Raw genomic sequence first — 24,203 nt, forward strand, 5'->3', positions numbered from 1 at the left:
ACAATGTAATTTTTTAGGCATACTGATGCTTTAAAAGCATCAGAGTTTTTATGGACAGAAACTTGCAATTCCTTGCGCCACTGAACGGAATCAATGAAAAGCGTTTACGCTATTTCTATACGGTGATGATGTTTGGCTCGATGCGTAAAGCAGCAGACATCCTGAATATCGAACAGTCTGCCATGAGCCGACAGATTCAACTCTTTGAATCTGAACTAAAAATAAACTTATTTAAACGTAAGGGACGGCATATTATTCCGACTGAAGCTGCCTATCTGGTACTTGAGTATTTCAAGGAAAATAAAAATCGTGAAAATGAATTATTTGACAGTTTATTTCAGCTGCAATCTTCTCAACTCGGCAAAGTGAACATTGTTTCTAGTGAAAGTTATATGCAACACATGATTTATGATGTACTTCGACATGTGCATCATAAATATCCAAATCTTGAAATCCAGTTAGAATTAATGAGTGCCCAACATGTGGTACGACATATCGTGGACAGCCTGGCGCATATTGGACTGGCGTATAATCCCCCATTTCATACAGACATCAGCACTATTGCCCATAAAATAGAACCTTTTATTCTGGCTGTTCCTGCCGGTCATCCTCTTGCCAAGCTCAAGCATCGCATTTGTCTTTCCGAAATTTCAGCCTATAAATTTGCCTTAATGCCCGTAGGGCATGGTTTCCGTCAGTTACTCGACAGTGAAATGGTGCGCTTACAAGTAAACCTGAATATTGGCCTGACCACCAACTCTATTTATGCTCTAAAAAACTATGTTGTGGCTGGACATGGGATTTCCGCCATGCGCTATGCAGATATCGCAGATGCGGTTAAAGAAGGTCAGGCCGTTGCCTTAACTATTGATTCCGAGCTGTGCAACACGGCTCAGACCCAATTGATGGTCCGCAAAAATACCCATTTGTCAGAGTCGAAACATTTATTAATTGAGCGTATTCGTTCTAGTTTTGATTTGCTCTTTTAAATTGCTTATAAAATTTAGGCAATAAAAAAGCCACTTAAATAAGTGGCTGATTTATAACAAGAATTTTGGTGGAAGGTGGCGTCAATTGAACTCAAAACCCAACCTATTAATTTAAAAGCTCTTTTATTGAATAAAAAAACTCATTGACCCAATTTTGACCCAACTTAGATTTAGTGCATTGAATAACTTTAAAATCTTATTCAAATTCAGGATTTGAAATGGCGTACGACATTATAGCAGAACATTATAAGAAATATAAATGCAACGTTATAACATTTCATTTCACTCCTTGTGATATTAATAATCCCTTCAACCTTATTATGACTAAATTTTTAATTTGTATTTTTGCTTAGGACTCTTAGGCTTATCAGGAAGGGTGCGTTCAACCACACCGGCTTCTAATGCTAGAGTCAAATAATTTTTTTATAATGTTGCTCGGTGGGACAAGTCTAATAGAGCCATCAACTCAGTTAGGCTATATTCCTTCTGCTCCATATTCTGGATGAGACGTTTAACTTGATCGCTAACTTGTACGCTAGCTTGAGCGGTATCTTGATCGCTGGCATCAGAACTGAGTATTGCATCTAGAATCATCTGCAAAATAAACTCAATAAAAGGTGCAGAATCTGAGTGATCTGTGCTCGCTTGCAATGCATCGTAATAAGCTTTTTAATTTTGATAAATCAAGCTTTCAACAGGGATATTGAGAAAAATTGGATTCCACTGGCTTAAGATTAAAGTTTGCCATAAACGTCCCATACGCCCATTGCCATCAGCAAATGGGTATATAAACTCAAACTCATAATGAAATACTGAACTCTGAATTAGTGGATGCTCATTGCCTTCAGCCAACCACTGCAATAGCTCTCCCATTAAACGGTGGACTTGATTTGCAGGCGGAGCCATATGCCCGACTCGATCCCCTGACATCACACCAACACCACCATGACGATACTGCCCAACCTCATCAATCAGTCCTGTCATCAATATTTGATGTGCTTTCAGCAAATGAGATTCTTGATCAGGATTCCAATCTTGAATTTCCTCATATGCTTTTAGTGCATTACGCACCTCTTGAACTTCTTTAGATGTAGCGATAATGGGCTTGCCATTCAGGATCGCTGTGATTTGCTCTGTACTCAAGGTATTATTCCCTTCAATTGCTAAAGCCCCTTGAATCGTTCGAATACGATTGGCTTTTCGCAATTTAAGGCTATCTTGGGTTGGGGTTAATGCAGTCAAACTGCCCTATTGATTCACTAATTTGTGCAATCAAGTGAATAATTTTAGAGGTGATCGTATAAGGCGGTTGATATTTCATGCCATTCCTAATTGATGTAAAAACAAAGCACAGTTGATTAAACTCTAAAATATTAATATTTCATAGCTTAGTGAGTGATATCTGCTATCAACATGTTTATCTTTTCTGAATCTGAAACAGTGAGCTAACTAATCGCTATTTCTTTTAAAATAAACCTATGTATTCTCGTTAAAATACGTAGGTTTCTTCATTACAGGACAGCATTATGTTTATTCATGCCGACTTCTCACAACCCGTCATCATCAAGCCAGAAGATTACCATTGGGTGAAATCTCCAGGAGGTGAAGTCGATAGAATGATGCTTGATCGTATTGGCGATGAGAAAGCACGTGCAACTAGTCTTGTGAAATACGCACCAGAATCTACCTTTCCTGAACATCAACATCCTTTGGGTGAAGAAGTCCTCATCTTGTCAGGCATTTTTACCGAGAATGCTGAAGATGATTATCCAGCAGGCTGGTATTTACGTAACCCCCATCATTCAACTCATCGGGTTTCCAGTAAAGCAGGTTGTTTAATCTTTGTGAAACTGATGCAAATGACTGAACATGAGACAGAACCCACCCGAATTAATACCAATGATCCAACAAATTGGAAGCTTACCGAACATCGGATGATATGCCCGTTATTTCAATCGGAACATGAGCAGACCTATTTAGAAAAGCTAAAACCTGATCAAATTTTCGTAGAGAAATCAGAACAAGGGATTGAGTTACTAATTATCAAAGGTCAATTATTTTGTGGCGCTGAAATATATCTAGCAGGTTCATGGGTCCGTCTTCCCATCAATAGTGCTGCTAAATTTCAGGCTGGTCCATCAGGCGCAATGCTTTATGTCAAAACTGGTCATCTACAACATGCCATAGATGTATGGGTGAAATGAACAATAATGTATCTTCAAAATAAGGCTGTCTTGTGTCTAGAATACTGGAAGCCGTCCAGTTACCACTTTTATAATCAGTACAAAATGTAATGATATATCACTACATTTCTGATATTCCTTTTTTCATGTATTATCGACTAAGACAAATTGAAGGATAAGGTTATGTTTGAAACTATTGATAATTTAAAGAAAAAATTAGATCAACATCGCCCTCTCTCTCCGTCAATTGTCAAAAACTTACAAGAAGATCTTATTGTCCGTTGGACCTATCATTCGAATGCAATTGAAGGTAATACACTTACCCTACTAGAAACAAAAGTAGTACTGGAAGGTATTACTGTTGGTGGAAAGGCATTAAGAGAACACTTCGAAGCGATCAACCATAGAAATGCAATTTACTATGTTGAAGATATCATTCGGAAAGAGGAGCCTTTTTCTGAATGGCAAATTCGTAATATCCATCAGCTTATCTTAAAGAATATTGATGATGATAATGCTGGACGTTATCGTCAGCAAAATGTCCTGATATCCGGTGCTACGTCTACCCCGCCTGATTACACATTATTAAATGACAAGATGGCTCAACTGATCGATTGGTATAACAGCGACGCACATAAACTCCATCCAATTGAACGTGCAGCCAAAGTACATGCTGATTTTGTTGGCATTCATCCATTCATTGATGGCAATGGTCGCACATCACGTCTTTTAATGAACCTAGAATTACTTAAAGCTGGTTATCCACCTTGTGTGATTACTGTAGAAAATCGCTTAGCTTACTATGAAGCGCTTGATCAGTGGATGGCTTATGGGAAAACTGAAGCTTTTATTCAATTAGTTTCCGAGGCTGTATTAGAGGGTTTTAAACCGTATCAGGTGGTTTTAGGGATTTAAAATAAAAGATCAGCTTGTACGATATTATCAATTAGAACAATAAACTGTGGGTAATCCTATAGCTTGGACTGTTCCCAGTATCCTAGACATGAAGTAGCTTCATTTTGAAGCTATCTCAAATGCTTCTGGACTCATTCCATCGAGATGCGAATGACGCCTACCGATGGTAAAATATCTCGATATAATCAAACACATCCGCACGGGCCATTTCTCATGTTTTATAAATCCTCTTTTTAATTCTTTCCTTCTTTAAACTACTATAAAAGGATTCAGCAACAGCATTATCCCAACAGTTGCCTCTGCGACTCATACTCAGAACCAAATTATGCTTCTGACAGAATCTTTGCCAGTCTCCACTGCTGTATTGTGGGCCTTGAAGGTAGGCTCGATGATATAATAATTAAACTCTAGCCAATTTGGCTGACACAGAATTTTTGAACGCCCTCTCACATTTAACAATTCACTTATTCTCTACTTCCTCACTTGTATCGCAAATTGAATAACATGGCATTTACCACAATGTAATTTTCCCTCATGCCTTTCTTGTTCGCCCACATAAAAATGATGGAGATGGTCCTGCCCAAATACGTCCAGAATGGATCGAGGATCGTATAAATATTCGATATTTTTAGGCCCCCCGGTTTGGTAGTTGATCTGCTCCTTGGAATACAGCTCACCGATAAACCATCCACCGTTTAGCAAAGATTCTCTTATGCCTGCTAAAATCTGTTTTTGCGTTTGTGTATCGAAATGACCAAATACACAAATCACGTTTTGATAACGCTCGGACGGCCATTTCGCTGCTGTTAAATCCACATTTTTGAGTTCGAGCTTTATCCCTGTGGCTTCGGCCTTGCTAGACAGATGCTTCAAGGCAACATCGGAATAATCCCAGACTTCTGCCGAAAAAGAATAATTATGCTGTCTTGCCTGCTCAGCCAGGTACAGGATATTCCTTCCTTCTCCTTCAGCAATTGCCAGTGTTTTACCTTCTATCCGGATTTTTTCCGTAACCTCCTGGATAAACAGGTTTGCTGCTGTGCCGTACAGGTCCTGCGTCTGGGCATACAATTCATTCCAGTGCTGACTCATTTCATCCCTCCATTTACTTGACTATCCAATCAGCCGGAAAATTCTTTAAAGGCATCCAGTGCATTTGCGGCATACATCAATGAAGGTCCACCGCCCATATATACCGCAACGCCCAGAACTTCCTCCAGCTCCTGCAGGGTCATGCCCATTTTGACCAGGGTTCTGACATGAAAGCCGATACAACCATCACAACGTGATGCGACACCAATCGCCAAGGCAATCAGCTCCTTGGTTTTAGGATCAATCACACCATCACGCATTGCGGTCTGGGACAACTGATTGAAACTTTTCATTAAATCAGGTGAATCTTGAGTTAAGGTTCTTAAACTGCCTGAAATGTTCTGGGTTAATTCTTTGTATTTCATCACTGCTTCTCACATTCAACAATACGGTTGTTCACCTATTCAACGGCTTATTTTTCTACCGGATAGCCCTGCTCTAGCCAGGCCTGATAACCACCCTGAACTGACTTGACCTGGGTAAAACCCATGTTTTGTAAGGTATCGGTTGCCAATGCGGAACGTCCACCCGTACCACAGATCAAATAGATCGGCTGATCTTTAAGGTGTTCCAGTGCCTGCTGGGTATCGCAATGATGACTGGCTAAAGGATGCTGGTGAATTCTCATTTCCAAAACACCACGCGGATAATTCACCGCCCGGTCTATGGCTGCCGCCTGAAACTCATCCGGTTCCCGAACATCAATCAGAATGGTTTTATGGTTTTGCATCGCTTCAAACAGTTCAGCTACACTTACTTCCTGAATCTGGCTTTTCGCATTCAGAATCAATTGCTCTGCAGTTTTCATCATTTTCATTCTTCCTCGGCTATTAAAATTATATTTTGTATAAACGATGCTCAGGTCGATTAAAAGCGCTTGAGTTAAAGTTCCCAACCGGCTGTTTTAGCCCATGAGCGCTGAATAGATTAAATACATCGCCACCCCAACCACGGTAGTGGCAAATATTTTCTGTACCTTGTTACTGTCAATCCGCTGCATCAGACTGCGTCCAATTAACATCCCGACAATACAGGCCAGGACAAAGGTCAGCGTAACCGAAACAGGATATTGAAAGCCATCCAGCACGTGTGCAGAAATACTGACCCCACCAATCAGGAAAATAATCATCAGGGAAGTCGCAACGATACTGCGCATATCAAGGTCGGTGAATTTACGCAGGGCTGGAACAATGACAAAACCCCCACCCACGCCAAGCAGACCGGTTAATAAACCTGCCACAACACCAATACCTGCCAGGAAAGAGGCCGTTTTGACATTCCAGATCAGACGACCGGTCGATTGATTGACCTTGCACGGTGCATTGCCATGATCGGTCACTTTATTAAAGAAGATTCGATAAGCCACGATCAGCATGACCAGACTGAAAGCCAGCGTCAGCCAGACCGGAGAAACGATATCGGCCAGATGCACGCCATAACGCGCTGTAGGAATACTGATCAGTGCGATCCAGAGCGCAGCGCGATAACGCACAATACGCTTGAATAAACCCTCGAACGTTCCGACCAAGGCCGACAGCGTGACTGCCAACAAACCTACCGGTGCAGCCTGTGCCACAGTCCAACCCTGACTCGCCATCAGTGCCGGTACAGCCAGAATTCCGCCACCAGCACCGGTTAGACCCAGCAAGCCACCAATCGCCAATCCTTCCAGTATTAATGCCCACATCGCTCTCTCCCTTATCCACAAAAATGATTCAATAAAAGTTGAACTTTTTGTTGAATCACGACACAAGCTTATTTGAAGTAGTTAAGAGGAAGCTTGAGGTAAGAAACACCATTGGCTTCAGGCTCAGGAAACTGCCCTGCTTTCATATTGATCTGAATTGCCGGTAGAATCAGCTTAGGCATATTGAGTCCTGAATCCCGCTGGTTGCGCATCTGAGCAAATTCAGCTTTACTGATTCCCTGATGAATATGAATATTCTGTGTCTTTTGTGTCTGTATATCAGATTCACACACATAGGATTCACGTGTTTCAGGCAAATAGTCATGACATAAAAAGACCCGCGTATCTTCTGGCAACTGAAACAGGCTTTGTACCGAATCATAAAGCTGTTCTGCGCTGCCTCGCGGGAAGTCACAACGTGCTGTACCATAATCTGGCATAAACAGGGTATCACCCACAAAAACCGCATCACCAATCACATAACTCAGACAAGCAGGCGTATGTCCCGGTGTTGGAATGTTATAAGCCTTCAAGGTTCCGATTTGGAACGACTCATGATCTTTAAATAAATAATCAAAGAGCTGCTGAGCATTCCATTGTTTAATATCCAGATGATAAATCGCGCCAAAAGTTTCCTGAACAATACCAATTTTCTGGCTCATGGCGATCTTGCCACCTAACTCAGCTTTGAGATATTGTGCTGCAGTTAAATGGTCAGCATGGACATGGGTTTCGAGAATCCACTCGACCGTTAAACCCTGCTCTTTAATATAGGCAATAATTTTATCGGCATGAATAGTGGATGTACTTGCTGATGCCGGATCATAATCCAAAACGCTATCAATAATGGCGCAGGCTTTGGTCGCAGGATCACGTACAACATAACTGAAGGTATTGGTATCTTCGTGAAAAAAATCTTTTACTATAGGTAAGTTTGACATCGTTAAGCTCCTGACCATTTACGGTGAATCCATACACCCACCAGCATTGCTACAATAAAATAGAGCACTTGATAGTGGCCCAAACCGATCAAGGTGAAACTTGGTGCCGGACAGATGCCTGCAATGCCCCAACCTGCACCAAATAAAACCGCACCCGTGATCAGTTTTTTATCTATCTGATTATTTTTAGGTAAATCAATAGGTTCATTAAATACTGTTTTTGGTTGCGCCGTACGTAATGCTTTCTGGAAGGGAATAAAGGCCACCGCAATCGCGCCCATCATGACAAAGGCCAGACTGGCATCCCAGTCGCCAAACAGATCCAGGAAATCGAGTACTTTTTCCGGATTGGACATGCCCGATACCATCAATCCCACAGAGAACAGCGCACCAAATAAAAAGGCAAACACATTTTTCATTTTAGAATGCTCCTGTGATATGACGGATAATATAAACAGCGACAAAACCTGCAAACATGAAAGTCATGGTCGCGATGATAGAACGCTTAGACAGGCGACTGATGCCACAAATTCCGTGACCACTGGTACAGCCCGAACCCAGACGTGTCCCAAAGCCCACCAGCAGACCTGCCACAATCATCATCAGTGGGCTAGCATTCAATTCGATTTCAGGTTGTACAAACAGACCATAAATAAACGGTGTGAGGACTAAGCCTAATAAAAACCAGATTGCAGGTGTTTTAAACATGGTTTTTGAGTTTAAGACTTGCCCAATCAAACCACTGATCCCTGCAATACGGCCATTGACGTAAAGATAGCCAACTACAGAAAGCCCGAGCATTAAGCCGCCAATAAATGCGATGAGGAAGTCATGCATGATGAATTAATCCCTATACAATATACTTTTTTATATTATATAATAAAAAATATTAATCAAGCAGTTTTATGGTAAATTATGTAAACTGCACGGGCTACATCAAAAGTTGTGAGGACATTTATGGATATGATTGCTGAAAATGCCAAAATTGATTTTTCTCAAGTCGATTTCGTCAGCCAATGCCTAAAAGTTTTAGCCAATCCTGATCGTCTGAAAATCTTATGTGTTCTGGTCGACGGGGAAATGAATGTTCAGGAAATTGAAGAATCCACTGACATTCATCAACCTACACTTTCACAACAACTGACTGTGCTACGTAAGGCCGACATGGTCAGCACCCGACGTGAGGGTAAACAGATTTTCTATCGTCTGAGTGATCCCAAGGTCTTGAGCCTGATGCAAAAACTGTACGAGCTGTATTGCGCCTAGCCCTCCTCTTAATGCAACCAAAAAGAATAACCTTCAATAAATTCCGGCGATCGCAGTGATGCCATCCCCCGTCGATATTGCAGGATCGAGGCGATATTGACCAACAAACCGAATACAATCACCATAATTCCCATCCACTGTGCATAGGCTATTTTTTATGCATAATGTTCATGATCGACCAGTTGTACTAACAGGTTGGATTTTTCAATCACAAAACCCAATGCAATTAATGCCAGACCACTCCGGTTCCATGCCAGAGCGGTTCATTCCAAAGCAAACAGTACCCGTGGATGATCCAAAGTTGACATATCTCATCCAATCTTATTGTTCAAAAATTTCCTTGAAGTCCATCGCCAGGCCTTGAGTCGATTTAAATTCACCCTGATTGTTTTTCCAGGCCATCGACGGTGTGGAGAAAAAGCCGTATTTCCCCATTAGGGCCTGGTTGGCATCAATTTTTGCAGCAATTTCGGCAGGAATCTTTTCCATTTTCTTGAGCTGCTTTTTGCCTTTATTCTTGTTTATATCATTAAAAACTGCTGCTGGATTTTTCGACATTAACAATGTGGCCACCTGGCCACGGCTTTCTTCACGGATCACACCGACCTGAATATGACGCAGTTGTACCTTGCCTGATTCGACCCAAGGCCGAGCTGCTTGCCAGAATTTATAGCAATATGGGCAATTCGGATCGGAAAACACATAGACCACCCGTGGTGCATCTGGCTTTCCATCCTGGATCCAGGTCGATTTTTCCAGGGTTTTCCAGACATCGTCCAATACCGCTTTTTTCATATGCTTTTCAATCTGCTCATTGGACAGGCTTTTCCCTTGCGCATCAAACAGTTCGCCCTTGATATAATATTTGTCATCGTTGGAGATAAATACCGTATTGGAATACTGGTCTTCATGCCCTACCCAGCCGGTCATTCCTTGCGGTGCCGGAATCTGTTTTACAAACACAAAGCCCTGTTTTTCAATGTTCTGTTTTATATTTGCCTGCGTGTGCATGCTCATGATCAGGAACATGCCTGCACCAAGCACCTGGTAAATTTTGTTCATACTGAGTCCTTCCGTTTTTTAAGGTTGATCTGAAATTCTATTTAAATATTGCTGCAACATGGCCGGACTGAGTTCCCCCATATGCCGCTCGACCAGCTGGCCTTGAGCATTAAAAAACAGCGTCGTTGGCAGGCCAAAACTATTCAGCTGCTGGGGTAGTTCACCATATGGGTCCAGCAGGACATGTTTAAATTGAAACTGATGTTTTCTTAAATAGGCATTTACGGTCGCTACCTCCTCACCCTGATTGAGCATGACAAAATTCACTTGAGGATGCTGCTTGGCAGCCTTTGCCAACACCGGCATTTCGCGGTGACACGGCGGACACCAGCTCGCCCACATATTAATTACCGTGGGCTGGCCAATGAATTGGCTGAGTGAAATCTTGTCTGTACCCAGACGCTCCTGTTCTAATCCAGCAAAGACTAGATCAGGAAACGCCACTTCAGTTTTTAGACTGGATTTAAATGCGAGCCCAAGCCCGATCCAAAGTATAAAGATGATCAACAAGATGGCTTTGAATCGGATCTGCAACTGTCTGTTGCGAATGAGATACCACAAAGCACCAATCAGCACCCCTCCCCATAAATGAAAACCCTTATCCTGGATTTTCAGTATGTCGATGGGTGCTGCAAAATACAGCTCGGCATTGAGCAGGACGAAAACAAGACGTGCACCCAGCATCCCCAGCAAAAAACTGCTCCAGAGTACATCCTGACTTTGTCCAAGCTGCTGTTTAGACCATGAATACTTTCTGGCTAATCCAAACAGGACGGCAGATAACAGCATCAAGCCAGTAGCAACAATTATGAGTGTCCAGGGCAACATCAAAGGTCCCAGATGCAATGCATCACTGGAAATCATCATGGTTGTTCCCCTTGCAGTTGCTGCAATTTACCGAGCAAATGTGTCGCGCTAAAGCTTCCGGTTAAACGCAACTCGCGCTGTTCCTGATGCGCTGCATTTAGAAATATGAAGGTGGGTGGTCCGAGGATTTGCCATTCTTTTAGCAGCTCATCCTGACTTGGATGATAGTGGGTCAGGTCTAATTTGATACGAACCACATTTTGTAAAGCTGTCTGGACATCACTACGTGGAATCACTTCCTTTTCGATCGGTTGACAGGCCACACACCAGTCTGCATAGACATCAATTACAACCGGCTGTGCAGGATGTTTGGCTAAAACCTGTTGCAATTCTGCGGCTGTACTGACTCTCTGCCATTCAAGCCGTGATTCTACATGGGCCACCTGTACCTGACTCCAGACATGATAGAGCTGCATGCCTCCTGCATAGACCAGTAAACCACTGAGCAGCATCAGGCCTATTTTCGCTACAGACCGATGCACATGAGGCAGCATCTTGAACAAGAAGTAGCCTGAACAGGTGATCAGTACCACACCCAAAAGGCTCAGGTATAAAATGCCGGGCAATAGTGGACGGGCGAAATACAAGGCCAGCGCCAGCATGACAAAGCCAAAACTAAACTTCAGGCGATCCATCCATATGCCAGGTTTGGGTAAAAGATGGGACCCAAATACGGCAGCAATAAATAGCGGCAAGCCCAGCCCAAGGCCTAAGACAAACAGATAACTGGCGCCCAGCATCGGTTGATTAAGCTGAGACACATAGATTAAGGCACCGGCCAACGGTGCACTCATACATGGCCCGACAATCAGTGCGGCGATCACGCCCATGAGACCAGCACCAATCAGCGTGCCACCCTTCTGCTTTTGCTGCCATTGATCCAGACGCTGTAACATGCCTTGGGGTAAGGACAGCTGAAATGCTCCAAACAGATTAAGTGCGAACAAAATAAACAGAATGCTGAAAATACTGATGAATACCGGACTTTGAAACCAGCGCTGAAAACTGTAACCGAGCTGTGCCACAGCAAGTCCCATGACCGCATAGACCAGTGCCATACCCAAAACAAAGACCAGCGCAATCAGCGCAGCACGGTAGCCTCGGTGCTGCTGGACCAGAATTCCTGTTAAAATTGGAATTAAAGGTAAAGAACATGGTAAAAATGCCAGCAGAATGCCAAGCCCGAGAAAAATCAGGGCATTAATCAACAGACCTTGTTCCGACAGCAAACTTAAAAAATACTGGTCATTGTTCCACTGGCTATTCATGCCTGCTGACGAAGTTTGATTTTTAGGCTCTGCAATGAGTGAGTCGTTTTTCTCTGTTAATTCCATCTCAGGCTGAACGACAGGTTCGGAAACTGCAGTAACTTGCATTTCCTCTACCTTTTCTTCGGTCAGTGCTTGATCTGTACTTGGAGTTTGCTCTATAGCTTGGAGCTCATCTTTCTGAGCGGTCAGAATCTGTTCGTTTACTTCTGGCTGTGTAGTGCTGGCCAGCAGCTTTTGAGGCTTGCTCAAGTTTTGCGCTGAAAATAAACCATCTGCATCAGTTGTTACTGTGGTGCGTTGCACCGGATAACATAAACCGCTTTCTGCACAGCCCTGCCACTGCACCACAAACTGCTGGTTGGGCTGGACATTCAGATTGGTTTTGACTTGCCCATAATGCACCTGGGTCAAACCGAAATTGGGGTCATCTTTGTCTTCGGGTTTGGGCAATGCCAACTTGACTGGGGTCTGCTGATGAGACACTTTAAGCTGGTCATGATACAGATAATAACCCTCTGCGATTTTCCAGCTAAGCTCTGCCTGAGTCTGGCTTGTAGAAACCACCTGAAACTGAAAAGCCTGATCCGGTGGTAAAAAATCTGCATGTGCAGCTCCCGTCATGATTCCACCGCCGATCACGGCACCCAATATCCACTTCAACATCCAGCTGATCTCCTCCTGTTAGGACTGCATTATTGAAAAACTAAAATTAAGGCAACATTAACAGCCCAAATCATTTATAAAATAATGGTAGTTTGATCAGGATGTTCTATGTTTATTGTATTGGTTGAGGATGATCCCTATATCGCACAGAGCATTTGTGCTGCTCTGAACTATCTGAATATTTCAGTGGAGCATGTCAGTCACGCACGTGCTGCGGATTATTTTATCCGGCATAGTGCAGTCGATTTATGTTTACTGGATTTAGGCCTGCCGGATCAGGATGGCCTGGATTTGCTGCACAGCTGGCGACGCGACCAGATTGATCTCCCGGTACTGGTATTGACGGCACGGCTGCGGACCGATCAGTGTGTTCAGGCCCTGAATGCCGGTGCCGACGACTACCTGACCAAACCTTTTGAATTGGAGGAACTGATTGCTCGGATTCATGCTCTCACCCGTCGCCACCGTGGCTTTGCCTCGAATACACTGCAATTTGATGAACTGGTTCTGAACCGGGATACCCAGACTGTGACCTATCAAGACCAGGCTGTGAATTTATCTCGCCGTGAATTCAGCCTGCTGGAAACCCTGATGAGCCACCCCAACCAGATCCTGAAAAATGAACAGCTTATTGACAAGCTCTATGGCTTCCAGGACTCTATCGAGAGCAATGCCCTGAATGTACACATTTATCACCTAAGACAAAAACTGCATCCAGACTTGATTCAGACCATTCGTGGTGTGGGATATATTTTCAAACCGTTTGAGCAACGTCATGTTTAGTCACAGCTTGAAATGGCGTTTGGTCATGAGTCTTTTGGCCGTGTTTATTGTGTTGTGGAGTGCGGTATTTTCATGGCTGTATATTGACCTGAAACAACGCTTACAAGACACGCTGGATCAACGCTTATCGGCATCTGCGCAAATGGTTGCCCGGCTGATTCAGCAGTTACCGCTGGATAGTCTGGGGGATGCAACCTTATCAAAATTAGCCAAGAATGATGAGGTAAACCAGTTAATTGCCTGTGAAGTCTCTCTTTTTAGCTCTGACGTCTCGGTAGGCAATCAGATCATTGCCAAAACACGCGGTGCCCCAAAAAATTTAAGCCAACGACCAGAAGGATTCAGCACCTGGCAGCAGGGTGATACGGAATGGCGCAGTTATGTCCTGCGTCGTGGCGATATTCAGGTGGTGGCGGCAGAACGCATGTTCTTGAGGGATACCCTACTACAGCAGATTCTGCAGGCCGTACTGGTTCCCTTAGTCTTCTCACTGCTGATCTGTATTGCCTTGATCATCTTTATTATCCGCAGACAGTTCCGGTCTTTGGATCAGCTCAGTCAATACCTGAACCAGAAAAACCTTAACTATTCAGAGGCGGCAGATTTTTTAATGCAGCTCAAGCCTGCAAGCATTCCCCAGGAAGTACAGCCTTTTGTCAACAATTCCACGCAGTTGATTCAGAAAATTAATGACAGTCTGCAACAGGAGAAAGCCTTTAGTGCCTATGCTGCACATGAATTACGCAGTCCCCTGACCGCAATTAAAACTCATGTACAACTGGCCCAGCTGATTAGTCAACAGCAGAATCTGCCTGAATCCATTCAGCACAATTTGCAGCAGGCCAATGAGAGTATCCGGCGTTATACGCTGTTACTCGAGCAGCTTTTATTACTGACCCAATCGGAAAACAGTATCCAGGAAATGACTGAGACTATCTGGCTTCGCCCCACACTTGAGAAGGTCCTTGCAGACTTAAGTACACGCTATCCAGAAATGAATGAAAAAATACAGGTGAACTGGAGCCTGGGTGAAATTCAGCTACCTGAATTTGTGCTGTATACCGTACTGAAAAATCTGCTTGAAAATGCACTGCTGCATGCACAGGCTGCCCATATCTGGATTTCCATGCAGTCTGGTTGCCTGGTGATTGAAGATGATGGACAACAACTTACAGCACAGGATATCCAACATTTAGGACAGCGCTTCTGGCGAAAATCGGCTCAGCAGCATGGCCATGGTTTAGGACTGGCATTAGTTAAAAGCTTGCTAGGCAATTATCAATACCATCTTGGATTTCAGCAGCGTGATCCTGTAGGACTGATCGTTAGCATTCAGGAAGATACTTCAAAAGCGTCACGAGAATTTAAAAAATAACCCTTTGTTTTTAAAAACCTTTTTAATATTGAAAAATCTTGTACTCATTTTTTCTCCAAATTAGATTTAGTGGATTAAATCTCAAAAAATATTTTGTTAAAATTACAGGGGGTTATAATTTATCGATTTGCAAGTTTGTTCTTATATCATGCTAGAATTTCGTTATCTTAAAGAAGACACCCCCCTCTATTTAGAGCTGAATAGCCACCACTCTCCTAGACAAATATCGTAGATTCTTTTTGCATAGGAGAGAACATTATGAGTGGACAACGCTATACCCCAGAATCTAAAAATGAAGCGGTTTAATTAATTTTCTTGAAAAGATGGAGATGGTGGCAATTTAACTCACTTAAAAATTCTTTATTTATAATAAGTTTACATTTTAAAATACTTGTGATTAACCCTATTTTTACCCTTATATAAAAGAAAGTGGCAATGCCACTCTCTTTTATTCCAAACTTAATCAATATAAGCCATAAAACCATCAACATCTTTTGCTTTTATATAGTGTACAGGCTTAGCTATATCTAAGGCTAATGCAGCAAAATGTTGCTCACCACATTTGATCTTTGCTCCTTCCTGATGGCGTAAATCATCCCACCATGTACTTGATTTAGTTTCTACAACGAAAAAGAGTTTTTCCTCTCCTTCATCATCAACAACAATTGCCCAGTCAGGATTATAAGTGCCTAATGGCGTTGGAACTTTAAACCAGGAAGGTAACTTGGCATAGATCTTAATCTTTTCATTTTTCTCTAGATCAAGTGCAAAATTTTGTTCCACCCCTGCTGAATCATAGACTACATGGGTATACACAGACTTTTGTGCTTCAATCATATCTTTTAGATAACCGCTCAATTCAGTCTGCTCAAATAACTCTTGCGCGTAATAATGTTCATTACCTACCTTCGTATATTTGATACCATCGACCAATGCCAAACGTTTCGTTCTAATAATGGCTTCAGCACAATAATCCATGAACTGCTGGGGATTGCGCTTAAAGTCTTCTAAACGTTTACTATCCTTCAAGATACGCACAATACTTTTACGAGTAAGCTGCGTTCTATCTTGTAAATCAGTCAATATATCTGGTAATTCAATATTTGTTTCATGAACAGTCGTGAAACCAGATTTGGATGTTTCATTTGCCAAAACCCCACCCTTACTAATCTCTAACTCTGCTTTTCTAAATTGAGCCCTTGTCTTAGTGATAGGTGGACAAGCAAAGATTGCCTCTGCACAGTCTTTAATTAACTTCTCATTATCAAAATCAACTCTATAAGTTGTTTTGAATTTAATTCGATCCCAAAGTGCTTTAAATTCTTCTGAATCTAGAATTGCTTTTCTAGTCGCGATAGGTGTGCGTTCATCTGCATTTTTAACATCCAAACGACCAGCGAGTTTTTTAAGTAATTTGGTAATGCTTGCCCCAATCTCCTTAGATTGTAGCTCTCCATAATTGGTTTTAAGGTTCTCAACTATTTCATCGCTCAACTTGAAGGTTTCATCTTTGAGATTCTTTCTTAAAGAGTCTTGAATTTTACCTTTATTATCAATAAATTCGGAATCTTTTAGAAAGTCCCAGATCACTTCCGAGTCTTCAATTCCAAGTAGTACAACTTCACCTGCTGTATTCACAGTTTGAATAGTGGCAAATTGATGTGTTTCCACAATACCAAAGCGGATACCTGTATCAGCCTCAATTTCACGTTGTAGATTTTCTGCAAATTGCTCATAACTTTCTGTTGCGATGACTGTCAGTGTATTCACACCATAATCACGGCCTCTAATCCGAGTTCCACTTTGATCTACACAGAGTCTTAAACCACGACCAATTGTTTGTCTACGTTCACGTTCAGTGCCGATATCTCTTAACGTACAGATTTGAAAAACGTTAGGATTATCCCAACCTTCTTTCAACGCTGAGTGAGAAAAGATAAATTTTAGCTTTGTCCCAAAGCTTAGTAATTCCTCTTTTTTTCTCATGATTAGGTTATAAGCACGTTCAGAGTCATCCCGCCCTGCTTGGTTATTTTCAGCAGTATTAACTGATCTTCCTTTTCTATCAATTGAGAAATAACCCTCATGTACTTCCGTGGCATCTGTGCTTATATCAATTTCGTTAAACAAACTACTAAATTTAGGTGACTTTGCGAGCTTTTGATATTCCTCTTCAAATATCAATGCATATTTACCTTTGACGATATTGCCACTCTCATCGTATTGGCGATAATGTTCAACACTATCAATAAAAAATAAGCTCAAGACTTTAATCTTTTGACCATTCGCAGCAAAGCGCAATTCTTTTTCAAAATGCTCTTGGATGGTCCGACGAATCATTAAGCGTTTCTGATCATCAGGATCTAAGCCACCAATATTTTCACCCGGTTTCAAAACACGGTCGTAGCCTGCCCCTTTAACCTCTATCGACTCATGTTTACCGCATGTAATAGTCCCGATTTGCATATTTGCATAGATTGTACGATTGGTCGCATCTTCTAAAGGTTCTCCATCCTCAACTGTTAATACTTGACGTTTTATATTTTTACCACTTTGAATATCAAGTTCAACTTTCGCAGAAATTGAGCCATTTTTATTATGAGTAGATATAAGTTTTATGTAAGGTTTGTTATAGCCACTATCAACTTCTAAAGATGCTACTTCAATCTGCTTCACCAAGCCTTTTTCATAGGCATCTACAGCATCCAGACGATACACCATATTAAACTTATCAACATGTGTCGCTGAATAACGTAAAGTACATAGCGGATTCATTGCATCTAATGCTTTTTTACCAGCACCGTTTAAGCCACCATCCACACTTTGTGGCTCATCAACGATAATGATTGGATGAGTTGCCTGAATAAAATCAATTGGCTTTTCATCATTGAAATCTTCGCTTGGCTTATATAAGTTGTTAATGTCTTTTTTGTTGATTGCACCAACTGTGGTGACCATGATTTGAATATTAGAACTCGTGGCAAAGTTTCTTACTTGACCTGGTTTGTTTGAATCGTAGAGGAAATATTCATACCCTTTGGATTTAGGATATAAACCTTCAAAATGTTCTTGTGTAATTTGTAAGGTTTTATAGACACCTTCTTTGATGGCGATCGAAGGCACAACAATGATAAATTTGGTAAAACCATATTCTTTATTCAGCTCAAATATGGTACGTAAATAAACGTAAGTCTTTCCTGTACCCGTTTCCATCTCTACGGTAAAATCGTTACTCGCTAGACTTTCAACTGGTTTAAGCCCATTTTTAAGTTGGATGGTTCTAAGATTATCAGCAATCTCTTCATCCAATAAAAGTTTTCTGTTCCCGATACCGAGCTGGGTATCTTCAAATAATGCCAAGTTCACATCATCATTATTACGGTAAGTCACAGAGAATTCACTACGTGTAATTTCCTGTCCTTTAAATAAGTTCACTACCGCATCAATTGCTGTACGTTGATAATCTAGATTATCTTCAAACTGTAATTTCATTGTCGCCATTATAGCCCCCAGTTTTCTTTAAATACGTTAAGCAGAGCATCTTGTCTTTTTAGAATGACGTCTGGCGTCCATTGAGGCTCATTGAGTACCTGAGTGGTTAAGACATAAGATGAGACTGCCTTAGAACCTGCAAAATAAGCTTTCTTTTTCTTTTCAAAATCATAATTTTGAGCTTTCGAATTACGACGCTTATTCAGAGGAACCAAATTCGCTAGTTTATGCGTCCATACTTTTCTCACATCTTCATCTGACCATAACTCTGACCATTCACTTCCCTCATGCACCGTTTGAGGAAGGACATGCTCAATGGTTAAGATGGATGAATCATAGGTTGCTGCACCATCTGATAAGAATGAATCTAATCTCAAAATAATGTGATTGCGACGTCGAGCCGTTAAGCTATAAATGTCACTCTGAAGGACACTCAACATTTGAATCTTTTCATCATTGCTCAATTCAACCGTACTTACAGGTGCAGCTAAAGAATGCTCTTGTTCTAATGCAAGTAAAACTAATTTATAGCGCTCAATTCGCTCATTAATATTTAGCCCACAGATATGCATATAAGCAGCAAGTCGCTCTAACTTCTCGAAGAACCACAACATATATTCTGAATCACTTTTATTTTGAATCACGAACTGAATTGCGGCTGGTACCCAATCTGAATTATCAATTCGGTTCAGCCACTTCAAATGATTATTGATCTTTTCAGCATTAGCTGTTGCAGTGTATGAACTCGTTTTTACAATGTCATACGCATCGACATAAGGATCTAATATTTGATCTACGAAAACCTTTGGATCAGTGATAATCGATAAGACATAGCCTTGAAACTCTTCTAAAAGATTACGTTTTGCTTTTTCTTTAGAAAAAATCATACGTATATGGCTAAATAGATTATTAAAATCATCTCGACCAATACTTTCTTCGAGGTCTTCCCATTTTTTACTATAAACTTCTCTTTCAGTTTCTGCGCTCAATGCACCAATCACATCAGCTTTAATAATATCCGTTGGCTGTAAATCTAAGCCACGACTATTCATTACTGAGAACACTCGGAAAGCTGTATTCTGGCTTGGTGTGGTTACAGCAACAATAAAACATCTCTGAACAAGAAACTTAATAAACTCTTTTAGGCTTTGTGCATCATGATCAAAAGTCATTTTTACTTTGTCATACAGCACTTTACTATTTTTCTTAATATGCAGCTTAGCTTCATTTTCTAATTGTTCATTATCAAGCTTAAAAAGCGCTTCAAATTTTAACTCTTGAACATACTGTTTAAAGTAGTCTTTATCTCGTTCACGCAAGGTTAAACGGGGTTGTGGACTGATCCCTTCAAACTCATTACCAGGTTCAAAAATGTACTTATAAAGTGGGCCGTTGATCCCACCTTGATCTAAAGCAGCAAACACGGCAAATAATATTGTAAGTGTGGTTAAACGTTGCTGACCATCAATGACTTCAGCATAAGGTTTCCCTTCTTGTTTGATTAAAACAATACTGCCAAGGAAGTACTCATCTTCTTTTTCGGTTTGGAAGAAGTTGTAGAGATCATCAAAAAGTACTGAAGCATGCTGTTCTTCCCACGTATAAGGACGTTGGTAAGATGGGATGACATACTGGAAATCTGAACTAAAGATTTTCGCTAATGGGTACTCTGCACCACTAATTTTTTTACTCATGGTGTCTCCCCTTACAGACTGCGTACATGCTTTAAGCCATTCTGTTCTAGAATAGCCGCGAGATTGGTTTTTACAACATCATCTTGGAATGCGCTGTCTTTAAAGAAAATATGTGTGTCATTTGAAGGGGCTAATTCTTTATGCCACTCAATAATGGCAGATGTGATGACATCCAAATCTGAAGCTAAAATAGAATCATCTAAACATGCAAAGACTGCACCATAGCCAATGCTATACAGTGTTTTTGAATTAATTTCGCGTTTTTCAATTGGTGTTGCTAAATCAATACCACGCTTAAGAAGTAGTTCATATAGTACATCTAATTCTGTACGTCCATCCAAAATGTGATTTTGATTAAGATCCAAAGAGTCTTCTAAATCGATAACATTTGAATTCCAAATCCTAAAGTTTGAACTACTCAATTTGAAACATTTGAATCCATTACTCTTCGTGGATACTGATTGAAGACTACGTCTTATACGTTCTTTTCCTATCTCTGCGATATTTTTAAAGCCAGCTTTAAAAGGTTCCGATTTCTCTAGACATAGTTCTGGTAACTGCACCATGATAAATTTTAATTTTTTTTCATAATTCATTACAGCTTCTGCTGTCGAGCATGAACCTGCAAAGAAGTCTAAAATTAAATCACCGTCATCAACATTTGCAACTCGCAACATTTTTTCAATTAACCGTGGTGGTTTAGGAGTTTCGAAAACAGAAGAATTATTAAAGTATTGTTTAATAAATTTTTTACCTTCCTGAGTATCACCAACATCCTTTCTTTCCCAAATGGTTTGAGGAGTAATACCCTGTTTAACCTCTGTCAAAAATCTTTTTGCTCTTGGAAAATTATTACCATCCTCACCGAACCAAATTCGATTATCTTTGATTAATTCCTCTACAATTTCTTTAGGTCTACGCCAGCTATTTCCTTCTGGAGGATAAAAAACTTTTCCTGTCTTAGGTGAAATAATTGGATAGTAATCATTAGGTCTGTATTCTGCACGTGTCATATCACCAGAAGCCCATAATCCCCTAGCATCATTATCTAAATTCTTATATCTGCTATCAGCCTCATCCGATCTCGGTAACAAGCCAATTTGGAATTCGTGATAATTCTTGGCATAAACTAGAATATGTTCATGATTTTCAGAAAAGAATTTTGCATCATTTTGTGGTGCAAACTTTTTTTGCCAAATTAAATTAGCTAAAAAATTTTCTTCTCCAAAAATTTCAGACATAATATTTTTTAGGTTTGCTACTTCACCATCATCAATTGATATAAATATAACACCATCTTTTCTGAGCAATGCTTTTGCTAGACTTAAACGTGGATAAATCATATTTAACCAAGCAGTGTGTTTTCTACCCTGAGTTTCAGTATCACTTGATAACCTCAGACCTTCTTCATTAACCTGCCCCGTATAATTCAAATAGGTATCTAAATTTTCCTGAAAGCGATCAGGATAAATAAATTCTTTACCCGTATTATAAGGAGGATCGATATAGATCATTTTAACTTTATTGGCATAACTCTTTTGTAAAAGCTTTAAAACTTCTAAGTTATCACCTTCAATAAATAGATTTTGCGTCGTATCCCAATCCACACTTTCTTCTGGACATGGCAGTAAAGTACCAAGTGACGGTGTAAAGGCATTCTGACGGGCTTTTTTCTTGCCGTGCCAATTCAACCCAAACTTTTCTTCACCTTCTTCAAGAACATCTAAATCCCCAAAGACTTGACGGAACACATCAAAATTAACTTTTCCATCTCGTACTAGCTCAGGAAATAACTGTTGAAGTGCTTCAATATTTTCTTGTTGAATATCTAAAGACTGACCGTCTTGCAATGTAACTTTCACAGCGTTTTCCCTTATAAACTACGTACGTGGTCTAAGCCATTTTGTTGAAGAATAGCGGCGATATTGGTTTTTACTACATCATTTTCAAAAGCACTATCTCGGAAGAAAATATGTGGTTTATTTCCTGGCGCTAATTCTTGATACCAATCGATAATGAGTTGAGCAATAGACTCAATGTCAATTGCTTGGATATGTTCATCCAAACATGCAAACGTCGCTCCATAGCCAATGCTATACACAGTTTTTTCAGCAACTTTACGTTCTGTGATTGGTGTTGCAAGATCAATACCACGCTTCAGCAGTAGTTCATACAGAATATCTTGTTCTGTACGACCTTCGATTAAGTGGTTTTCACTCTCTAAGAGTGTTGCCTCTAAATCTGTAGGATCTGGATTCCAAGGTTGGATATTGGATTGAGCGAGTTTAAATACTTTAAAGCCTAGGTCTAATGACTGATCCACATCTGTTTCTTCTAGCTTTTCTTTAACTAGCTTTAATCTTAATTTAGTAATTTCACATATATTCAGTGGAAGAGAGCGTTCATTTAAATACTTAATCGAATTAAGAATAATCTTCTTGGATAAACCTGTTGCCGTCTTAGCCATAGCTTCTAAACTTTCAGGCAACTGCACTAGAATATATTTAACTCGATGAGCATTCAGAACATTATGAAGCATTACAGCATGTCCTGTCGTTCCAGAACCCGCAAAGAAATCTAAAACAACATCATTTTCCTTTATATTTAATGCTTTAAAAAAATCTACCAATAATTCTTCATCTTTGGGATTAGTAAAAATATTTTCACCAAATAAAGCTCTTAATCTTTTAGATGCAACACGACCATCTTTGAAACGCAAACTTGTTAGACTTTTCATCTCAGTATTTTTCAAATACGTCTTTAAACAAGGTACTGTCGTTTCATTTATACCAAAATGTATTCCCCCACTTGCAATTAGCTCATCCATTGTAGATTTCGGACAGAACCAACCTCTAGAAGGTTTTTTAACATTCTTCTTAGTTACAGGATGTTCAACCTCATATACATATTGTCCAACATTTGGTCCTGAAATATTGTCAGGGAAATAAACGCCCTTTTCATCCATCCAACTGTAGTGCTTACTATCAATAATCGGATTAGAGTCAGGAAAAGTCTTATACCAATCTAAAGCTGCTTGATGGATTGCTTTCCAATCATTACCATGCTCATTTTTGAATTTTTCGAAAGCTTTATAAATTTCATCAATGCCCTCTTTTTTCTCGAGCCATTCACCTTTATTTACCGATTTATTTTTTGTGAAAAAAACAAAATATTCATGCTGTATAGAAATATAATCTTGATCATTTTTACTACTATTCTTCCAAACAATCTCTCCACAGTAGTTTTCTTCACCAAAAATTTCTTGTGCAATTTTGACTAAATTGACATGCTCATTTTCATCAATAGAGATTACTAAAACGCCATCATCCTTTAAAAGAGATCTCGCCAATAAAAGGCGTGAATACATCATATTCAACCAATTGGAATGCTTACGACCCGCTTTTTCTTTCGCTGATGTTAAAGTGTTACCTTCTTCATCTTTTTGCCCTGTATAAAGAAGATAAGTATCTAAATTTTCTTGAAAATTATCTGGATAAATAAACTCGCTACCAGTGTTGTAGGGAGGATCAATATAGATAAGTTTAACCTTATTGGTATAGCTCTTTTGCAGAAGCTTTAACACTTCTAAGTTATCACCTTCAATAAATAAGTTTTGCGTGTTATCCCAATCTACACTTTCTTCAGGGCACGGTAATAATGTTCCAAGTGAAGGCATCAATGCCGCTTGACGGGCTTTCTTTTTCCCATGCCAGTTCAAGCCATACTTTTCTTCACCTTCATCCAAAACCTTCTGATCACCCAAAAGCTGACGTAAGGTTTCAAAATTGACTTTACCTTCAGAGAAAACTTCAGGAAAAATCTGCTTTAGATGTTCAATATTTTGCTGAACCAAATTTTCACTTTGGTTTTCTTCAAGACTTATTTTCTGCATAACCATTACTTCAAAGTTTAAAAATTGGGAT

At 40.4% G+C, this 24,203-nt stretch carries 21 protein-coding genes and 2 pseudogenes; 6 read left to right on the plus strand and 17 right to left on the minus strand.

The genetic code is table 11. From position 1 onward, the window contains the following. The first annotated feature begins 50 nt into the window (after positions 1–50). Positions 51–989 carry a LysR family transcriptional regulator gene (locus ACTL4S_RS01570; protein WP_441298623.1) on the plus strand — a complete coding sequence of 313 codons (939 nt, stop codon included), beginning with the start codon at positions 51–53 and terminating at the stop codon, positions 987–989. A 324-nt stretch (positions 990–1,313) separates the two neighbouring features. Here the strand turns inward: ACTL4S_RS01570 and ACTL4S_RS01575 are convergent. Then, positions 1,314–2,310: pseudogene (locus tag ACTL4S_RS01575) on the minus strand (Fic family protein). 205 nt (positions 2,311–2,515) lie between these two features. Between ACTL4S_RS01575 and ACTL4S_RS01580 the strand changes: the two are divergent. Continuing rightward, positions 2,516–3,193 carry a cupin domain-containing protein gene (locus tag ACTL4S_RS01580; RefSeq protein ID WP_005247050.1) on the plus strand — a complete coding sequence of 226 codons (678 nt, stop codon included), beginning with the start codon at positions 2,516–2,518 and terminating at the stop codon, positions 3,191–3,193. Positions 3,194–3,355: 162 nt separating this feature from the next. Next, positions 3,356–4,087, plus strand: coding sequence for a Fic family protein (locus tag ACTL4S_RS01585; protein WP_005247051.1), 732 nt, complete (start codon positions 3,356–3,358; stop codon positions 4,085–4,087). Between the two features lie 99 nt (positions 4,088–4,186). Here ACTL4S_RS01585 and ACTL4S_RS01590 read toward each other — a convergent pair. From ACTL4S_RS01590 to ACTL4S_RS01625, 8 genes and pseudogenes are all read right to left on the minus strand, one after another. After that, positions 4,187–4,463: pseudogene (locus ACTL4S_RS01590) on the minus strand (IS3 family transposase); the annotation flags it as partial. A gap of 95 nt (positions 4,464–4,558) precedes the next feature. Next, entirely contained in the window at positions 4,559–5,179 is a 621-nt protein-coding gene (locus ACTL4S_RS01595) for a class I SAM-dependent methyltransferase (protein WP_005247052.1), read from the minus strand. A 29-nt stretch (positions 5,180–5,208) separates the two neighbouring features. Beyond that, a complete protein-coding gene (locus tag ACTL4S_RS01600; RefSeq protein WP_005247053.1) occupies positions 5,209–5,544 on the minus strand; it encodes a carboxymuconolactone decarboxylase family protein in 336 nt (111 codons plus the stop codon). Positions 5,545–5,591: 47 nt separating this feature from the next. Then, positions 5,592–5,987, minus strand: coding sequence for a rhodanese-like domain-containing protein (locus tag ACTL4S_RS01605; RefSeq protein WP_032051543.1), 396 nt, complete (start codon positions 5,985–5,987; stop codon positions 5,592–5,594). Between the two features lie 96 nt (positions 5,988–6,083). Continuing rightward, positions 6,084–6,866, minus strand: a complete 783-nt coding sequence (locus ACTL4S_RS01610) for a sulfite exporter TauE/SafE family protein (RefSeq protein WP_005247055.1) — start codon at positions 6,864–6,866, stop codon at positions 6,084–6,086. Between the two features lie 68 nt (positions 6,867–6,934). Beyond that, positions 6,935–7,807, minus strand: a complete 873-nt coding sequence (locus ACTL4S_RS01615; RefSeq protein ID WP_005247056.1) for an MBL fold metallo-hydrolase — start codon at positions 7,805–7,807, stop codon at positions 6,935–6,937. A gap of 2 nt (positions 7,808–7,809) precedes the next feature. Next, positions 7,810–8,226: a DUF6691 family protein gene (locus tag ACTL4S_RS01620; RefSeq protein WP_005404969.1), complete on the minus strand. Its 417-nt coding sequence runs from the start codon at positions 8,224–8,226 to the stop codon at positions 7,810–7,812. Between the two features lies 1 nt (position 8,227). Beyond that, positions 8,228–8,644, minus strand: a complete 417-nt coding sequence (locus tag ACTL4S_RS01625) for a YeeE/YedE family protein (protein WP_005247059.1) — start codon at positions 8,642–8,644, stop codon at positions 8,228–8,230. A 120-nt stretch (positions 8,645–8,764) separates the two neighbouring features. On the opposite strand from ACTL4S_RS01625, the gene ACTL4S_RS01630 reads away from it, so the two are divergent. Beyond that, on the plus strand, positions 8,765–9,073 hold the full coding sequence (locus ACTL4S_RS01630) for an ArsR/SmtB family transcription factor (RefSeq protein ID WP_005251415.1): 309 nt from the start codon (positions 8,765–8,767) through the stop codon (positions 9,071–9,073). A 155-nt stretch (positions 9,074–9,228) separates the two neighbouring features. Here the strand turns inward: ACTL4S_RS01630 and ACTL4S_RS01635 are convergent, their stop codons facing one another. The 4 genes from ACTL4S_RS01635 to dsbD form a co-directional block, all read right to left on the minus strand. Further along, positions 9,229–9,330, minus strand: a complete 102-nt coding sequence (locus ACTL4S_RS01635; protein ID WP_289844973.1) for a YidH family protein — start codon at positions 9,328–9,330, stop codon at positions 9,229–9,231. Between the two features lie 64 nt (positions 9,331–9,394). Beyond that, on the minus strand, positions 9,395–10,135 hold the full coding sequence (gene dsbG, locus ACTL4S_RS01640; RefSeq protein ID WP_045796117.1) for a thiol:disulfide interchange protein DsbG: 741 nt from the start codon (positions 10,133–10,135) through the stop codon (positions 9,395–9,397). An 18-nt stretch (positions 10,136–10,153) separates the two neighbouring features. After that, on the minus strand, positions 10,154–11,002 hold the full coding sequence (locus ACTL4S_RS01645; protein WP_045796118.1) for a TlpA disulfide reductase family protein: 849 nt from the start codon (positions 11,000–11,002) through the stop codon (positions 10,154–10,156). Continuing rightward, positions 10,999–12,936, minus strand: a complete 1,938-nt coding sequence (gene dsbD / locus ACTL4S_RS01650; RefSeq protein ID WP_045796119.1) for a protein-disulfide reductase DsbD — start codon at positions 12,934–12,936, stop codon at positions 10,999–11,001. The genes ACTL4S_RS01645 and dsbD overlap by 4 nt, the downstream gene beginning before the upstream one ends. A 108-nt stretch (positions 12,937–13,044) precedes the next feature. On the opposite strand from dsbD, the gene ACTL4S_RS01655 reads away from it, so the two are divergent. Next, a complete protein-coding gene (locus tag ACTL4S_RS01655; RefSeq protein ID WP_005247066.1) occupies positions 13,045–13,719 on the plus strand; it encodes a response regulator in 675 nt (224 codons plus the stop codon). After that, complete coding sequence (locus ACTL4S_RS01660; protein ID WP_005247067.1) at positions 13,712–15,094, plus strand: sensor histidine kinase; 1,383 nt, start codon at positions 13,712–13,714, stop codon at positions 15,092–15,094. The genes ACTL4S_RS01655 and ACTL4S_RS01660 overlap by 8 nt, the downstream gene beginning before the upstream one ends. Positions 15,095–15,553: 459 nt before the next feature. Here ACTL4S_RS01660 and ACTL4S_RS01665 read toward each other — a convergent pair whose 3' ends face one another. Genes ACTL4S_RS01665 through ACTL4S_RS01680 form a run of 4 tightly spaced genes read right to left on the minus strand, consistent with a single transcriptional unit; the run spans position 15,554 to position 24,172 of the window. Then, positions 15,554–18,595, minus strand: a complete 3,042-nt coding sequence (locus ACTL4S_RS01665) for a type III restriction-modification system endonuclease (RefSeq protein WP_441298624.1) — start codon at positions 18,593–18,595, stop codon at positions 15,554–15,556. Then, positions 18,595–20,280 (minus strand): DUF262 domain-containing protein, encoded by a 1,686-nt coding sequence (locus ACTL4S_RS01670; RefSeq protein WP_441298625.1) that lies wholly within the window; start codon positions 20,278–20,280, stop codon positions 18,595–18,597. Before ACTL4S_RS01670 ends, ACTL4S_RS01665 begins: the two co-directional genes overlap by 1 nt. Before the next feature lie 11 nt (positions 20,281–20,291). Continuing rightward, on the minus strand, positions 20,292–22,142 hold the full coding sequence (locus tag ACTL4S_RS01675) for a site-specific DNA-methyltransferase (RefSeq protein ID WP_441298626.1): 1,851 nt from the start codon (positions 22,140–22,142) through the stop codon (positions 20,292–20,294). A gap of 11 nt (positions 22,143–22,153) precedes the next feature. Then, positions 22,154–24,172, minus strand: coding sequence for a site-specific DNA-methyltransferase (locus ACTL4S_RS01680; RefSeq protein ID WP_441298627.1), 2,019 nt, complete (start codon positions 24,170–24,172; stop codon positions 22,154–22,156). Positions 24,173–24,203 lie beyond the last annotated feature (31 nt).

The sequence above is a fragment of the Acinetobacter lwoffii genome (assembly GCF_052078135.1).
Taxonomy (GTDB): domain Bacteria; phylum Pseudomonadota; class Gammaproteobacteria; order Pseudomonadales; family Moraxellaceae; genus Acinetobacter; species Acinetobacter lwoffii_Z.

Excerpts from the sequence above, each read along its gene's own strand:
- dsbG (WP_045796117.1), bottom strand. The coding sequence starts at position 10,135 with ATGAACAAAATTTACCAGGTGCTTGGTGCAGGCATGTTCCTGATCATG.
- ACTL4S_RS01645 (WP_045796118.1), bottom strand. The coding sequence starts at position 11,002 with ATGATGATTTCCAGTGATGCATTGCATCTGGGACCTTTGATGTTGCCC.
- ACTL4S_RS01610 (WP_005247055.1), bottom strand. The coding sequence starts at position 6,866 with ATGTGGGCATTAATACTGGAAGGATTGGCGATTGGTGGCTTGCTGGGT.
- ACTL4S_RS01605 (WP_032051543.1), bottom strand. The coding sequence starts at position 5,987 with ATGAAAACTGCAGAGCAATTGATTCTGAATGCGAAAAGCCAGATTCAG.
- ACTL4S_RS01615 (WP_005247056.1), bottom strand. The coding sequence starts at position 7,807 with ATGTCAAACTTACCTATAGTAAAAGATTTTTTTCACGAAGATACCAAT.
- ACTL4S_RS01680 (WP_441298627.1), bottom strand. The coding sequence starts at position 24,172 with ATGCAGAAAATAAGTCTTGAAGAAAACCAAAGTGAAAATTTGGTTCAG.
- ACTL4S_RS01655 (WP_005247066.1), top strand. The coding sequence starts at position 13,045 with ATGTTTATTGTATTGGTTGAGGATGATCCCTATATCGCACAGAGCATT.
- dsbD (WP_045796119.1), bottom strand. The coding sequence starts at position 12,936 with ATGTTGAAGTGGATATTGGGTGCCGTGATCGGCGGTGGAATCATGACG.
- ACTL4S_RS01580 (WP_005247050.1), top strand. The coding sequence starts at position 2,516 with ATGTTTATTCATGCCGACTTCTCACAACCCGTCATCATCAAGCCAGAA.
- ACTL4S_RS01670 (WP_441298625.1), bottom strand. The coding sequence starts at position 20,280 with ATGAGTAAAAAAATTAGTGGTGCAGAGTACCCATTAGCGAAAATCTTT.
- ACTL4S_RS01570 (WP_441298623.1), top strand. The coding sequence starts at position 51 with ATGGACAGAAACTTGCAATTCCTTGCGCCACTGAACGGAATCAATGAA.
- ACTL4S_RS01625 (WP_005247059.1), bottom strand. The coding sequence starts at position 8,644 with ATGCATGACTTCCTCATCGCATTTATTGGCGGCTTAATGCTCGGGCTT.
- ACTL4S_RS01660 (WP_005247067.1), top strand. The coding sequence starts at position 13,712 with ATGTTTAGTCACAGCTTGAAATGGCGTTTGGTCATGAGTCTTTTGGCC.
- ACTL4S_RS01595 (WP_005247052.1), bottom strand. The coding sequence starts at position 5,179 with ATGAGTCAGCACTGGAATGAATTGTATGCCCAGACGCAGGACCTGTAC.
- ACTL4S_RS01600 (WP_005247053.1), bottom strand. The coding sequence starts at position 5,544 with ATGAAATACAAAGAATTAACCCAGAACATTTCAGGCAGTTTAAGAACC.
- ACTL4S_RS01585 (WP_005247051.1), top strand. The coding sequence starts at position 3,356 with ATGTTTGAAACTATTGATAATTTAAAGAAAAAATTAGATCAACATCGC.
- ACTL4S_RS01630 (WP_005251415.1), top strand. The coding sequence starts at position 8,765 with ATGGATATGATTGCTGAAAATGCCAAAATTGATTTTTCTCAAGTCGAT.
- ACTL4S_RS01665 (WP_441298624.1), bottom strand. The coding sequence starts at position 18,595 with ATGGCGACAATGAAATTACAGTTTGAAGATAATCTAGATTATCAACGT.
- ACTL4S_RS01620 (WP_005404969.1), bottom strand. The coding sequence starts at position 8,226 with ATGAAAAATGTGTTTGCCTTTTTATTTGGTGCGCTGTTCTCTGTGGGA.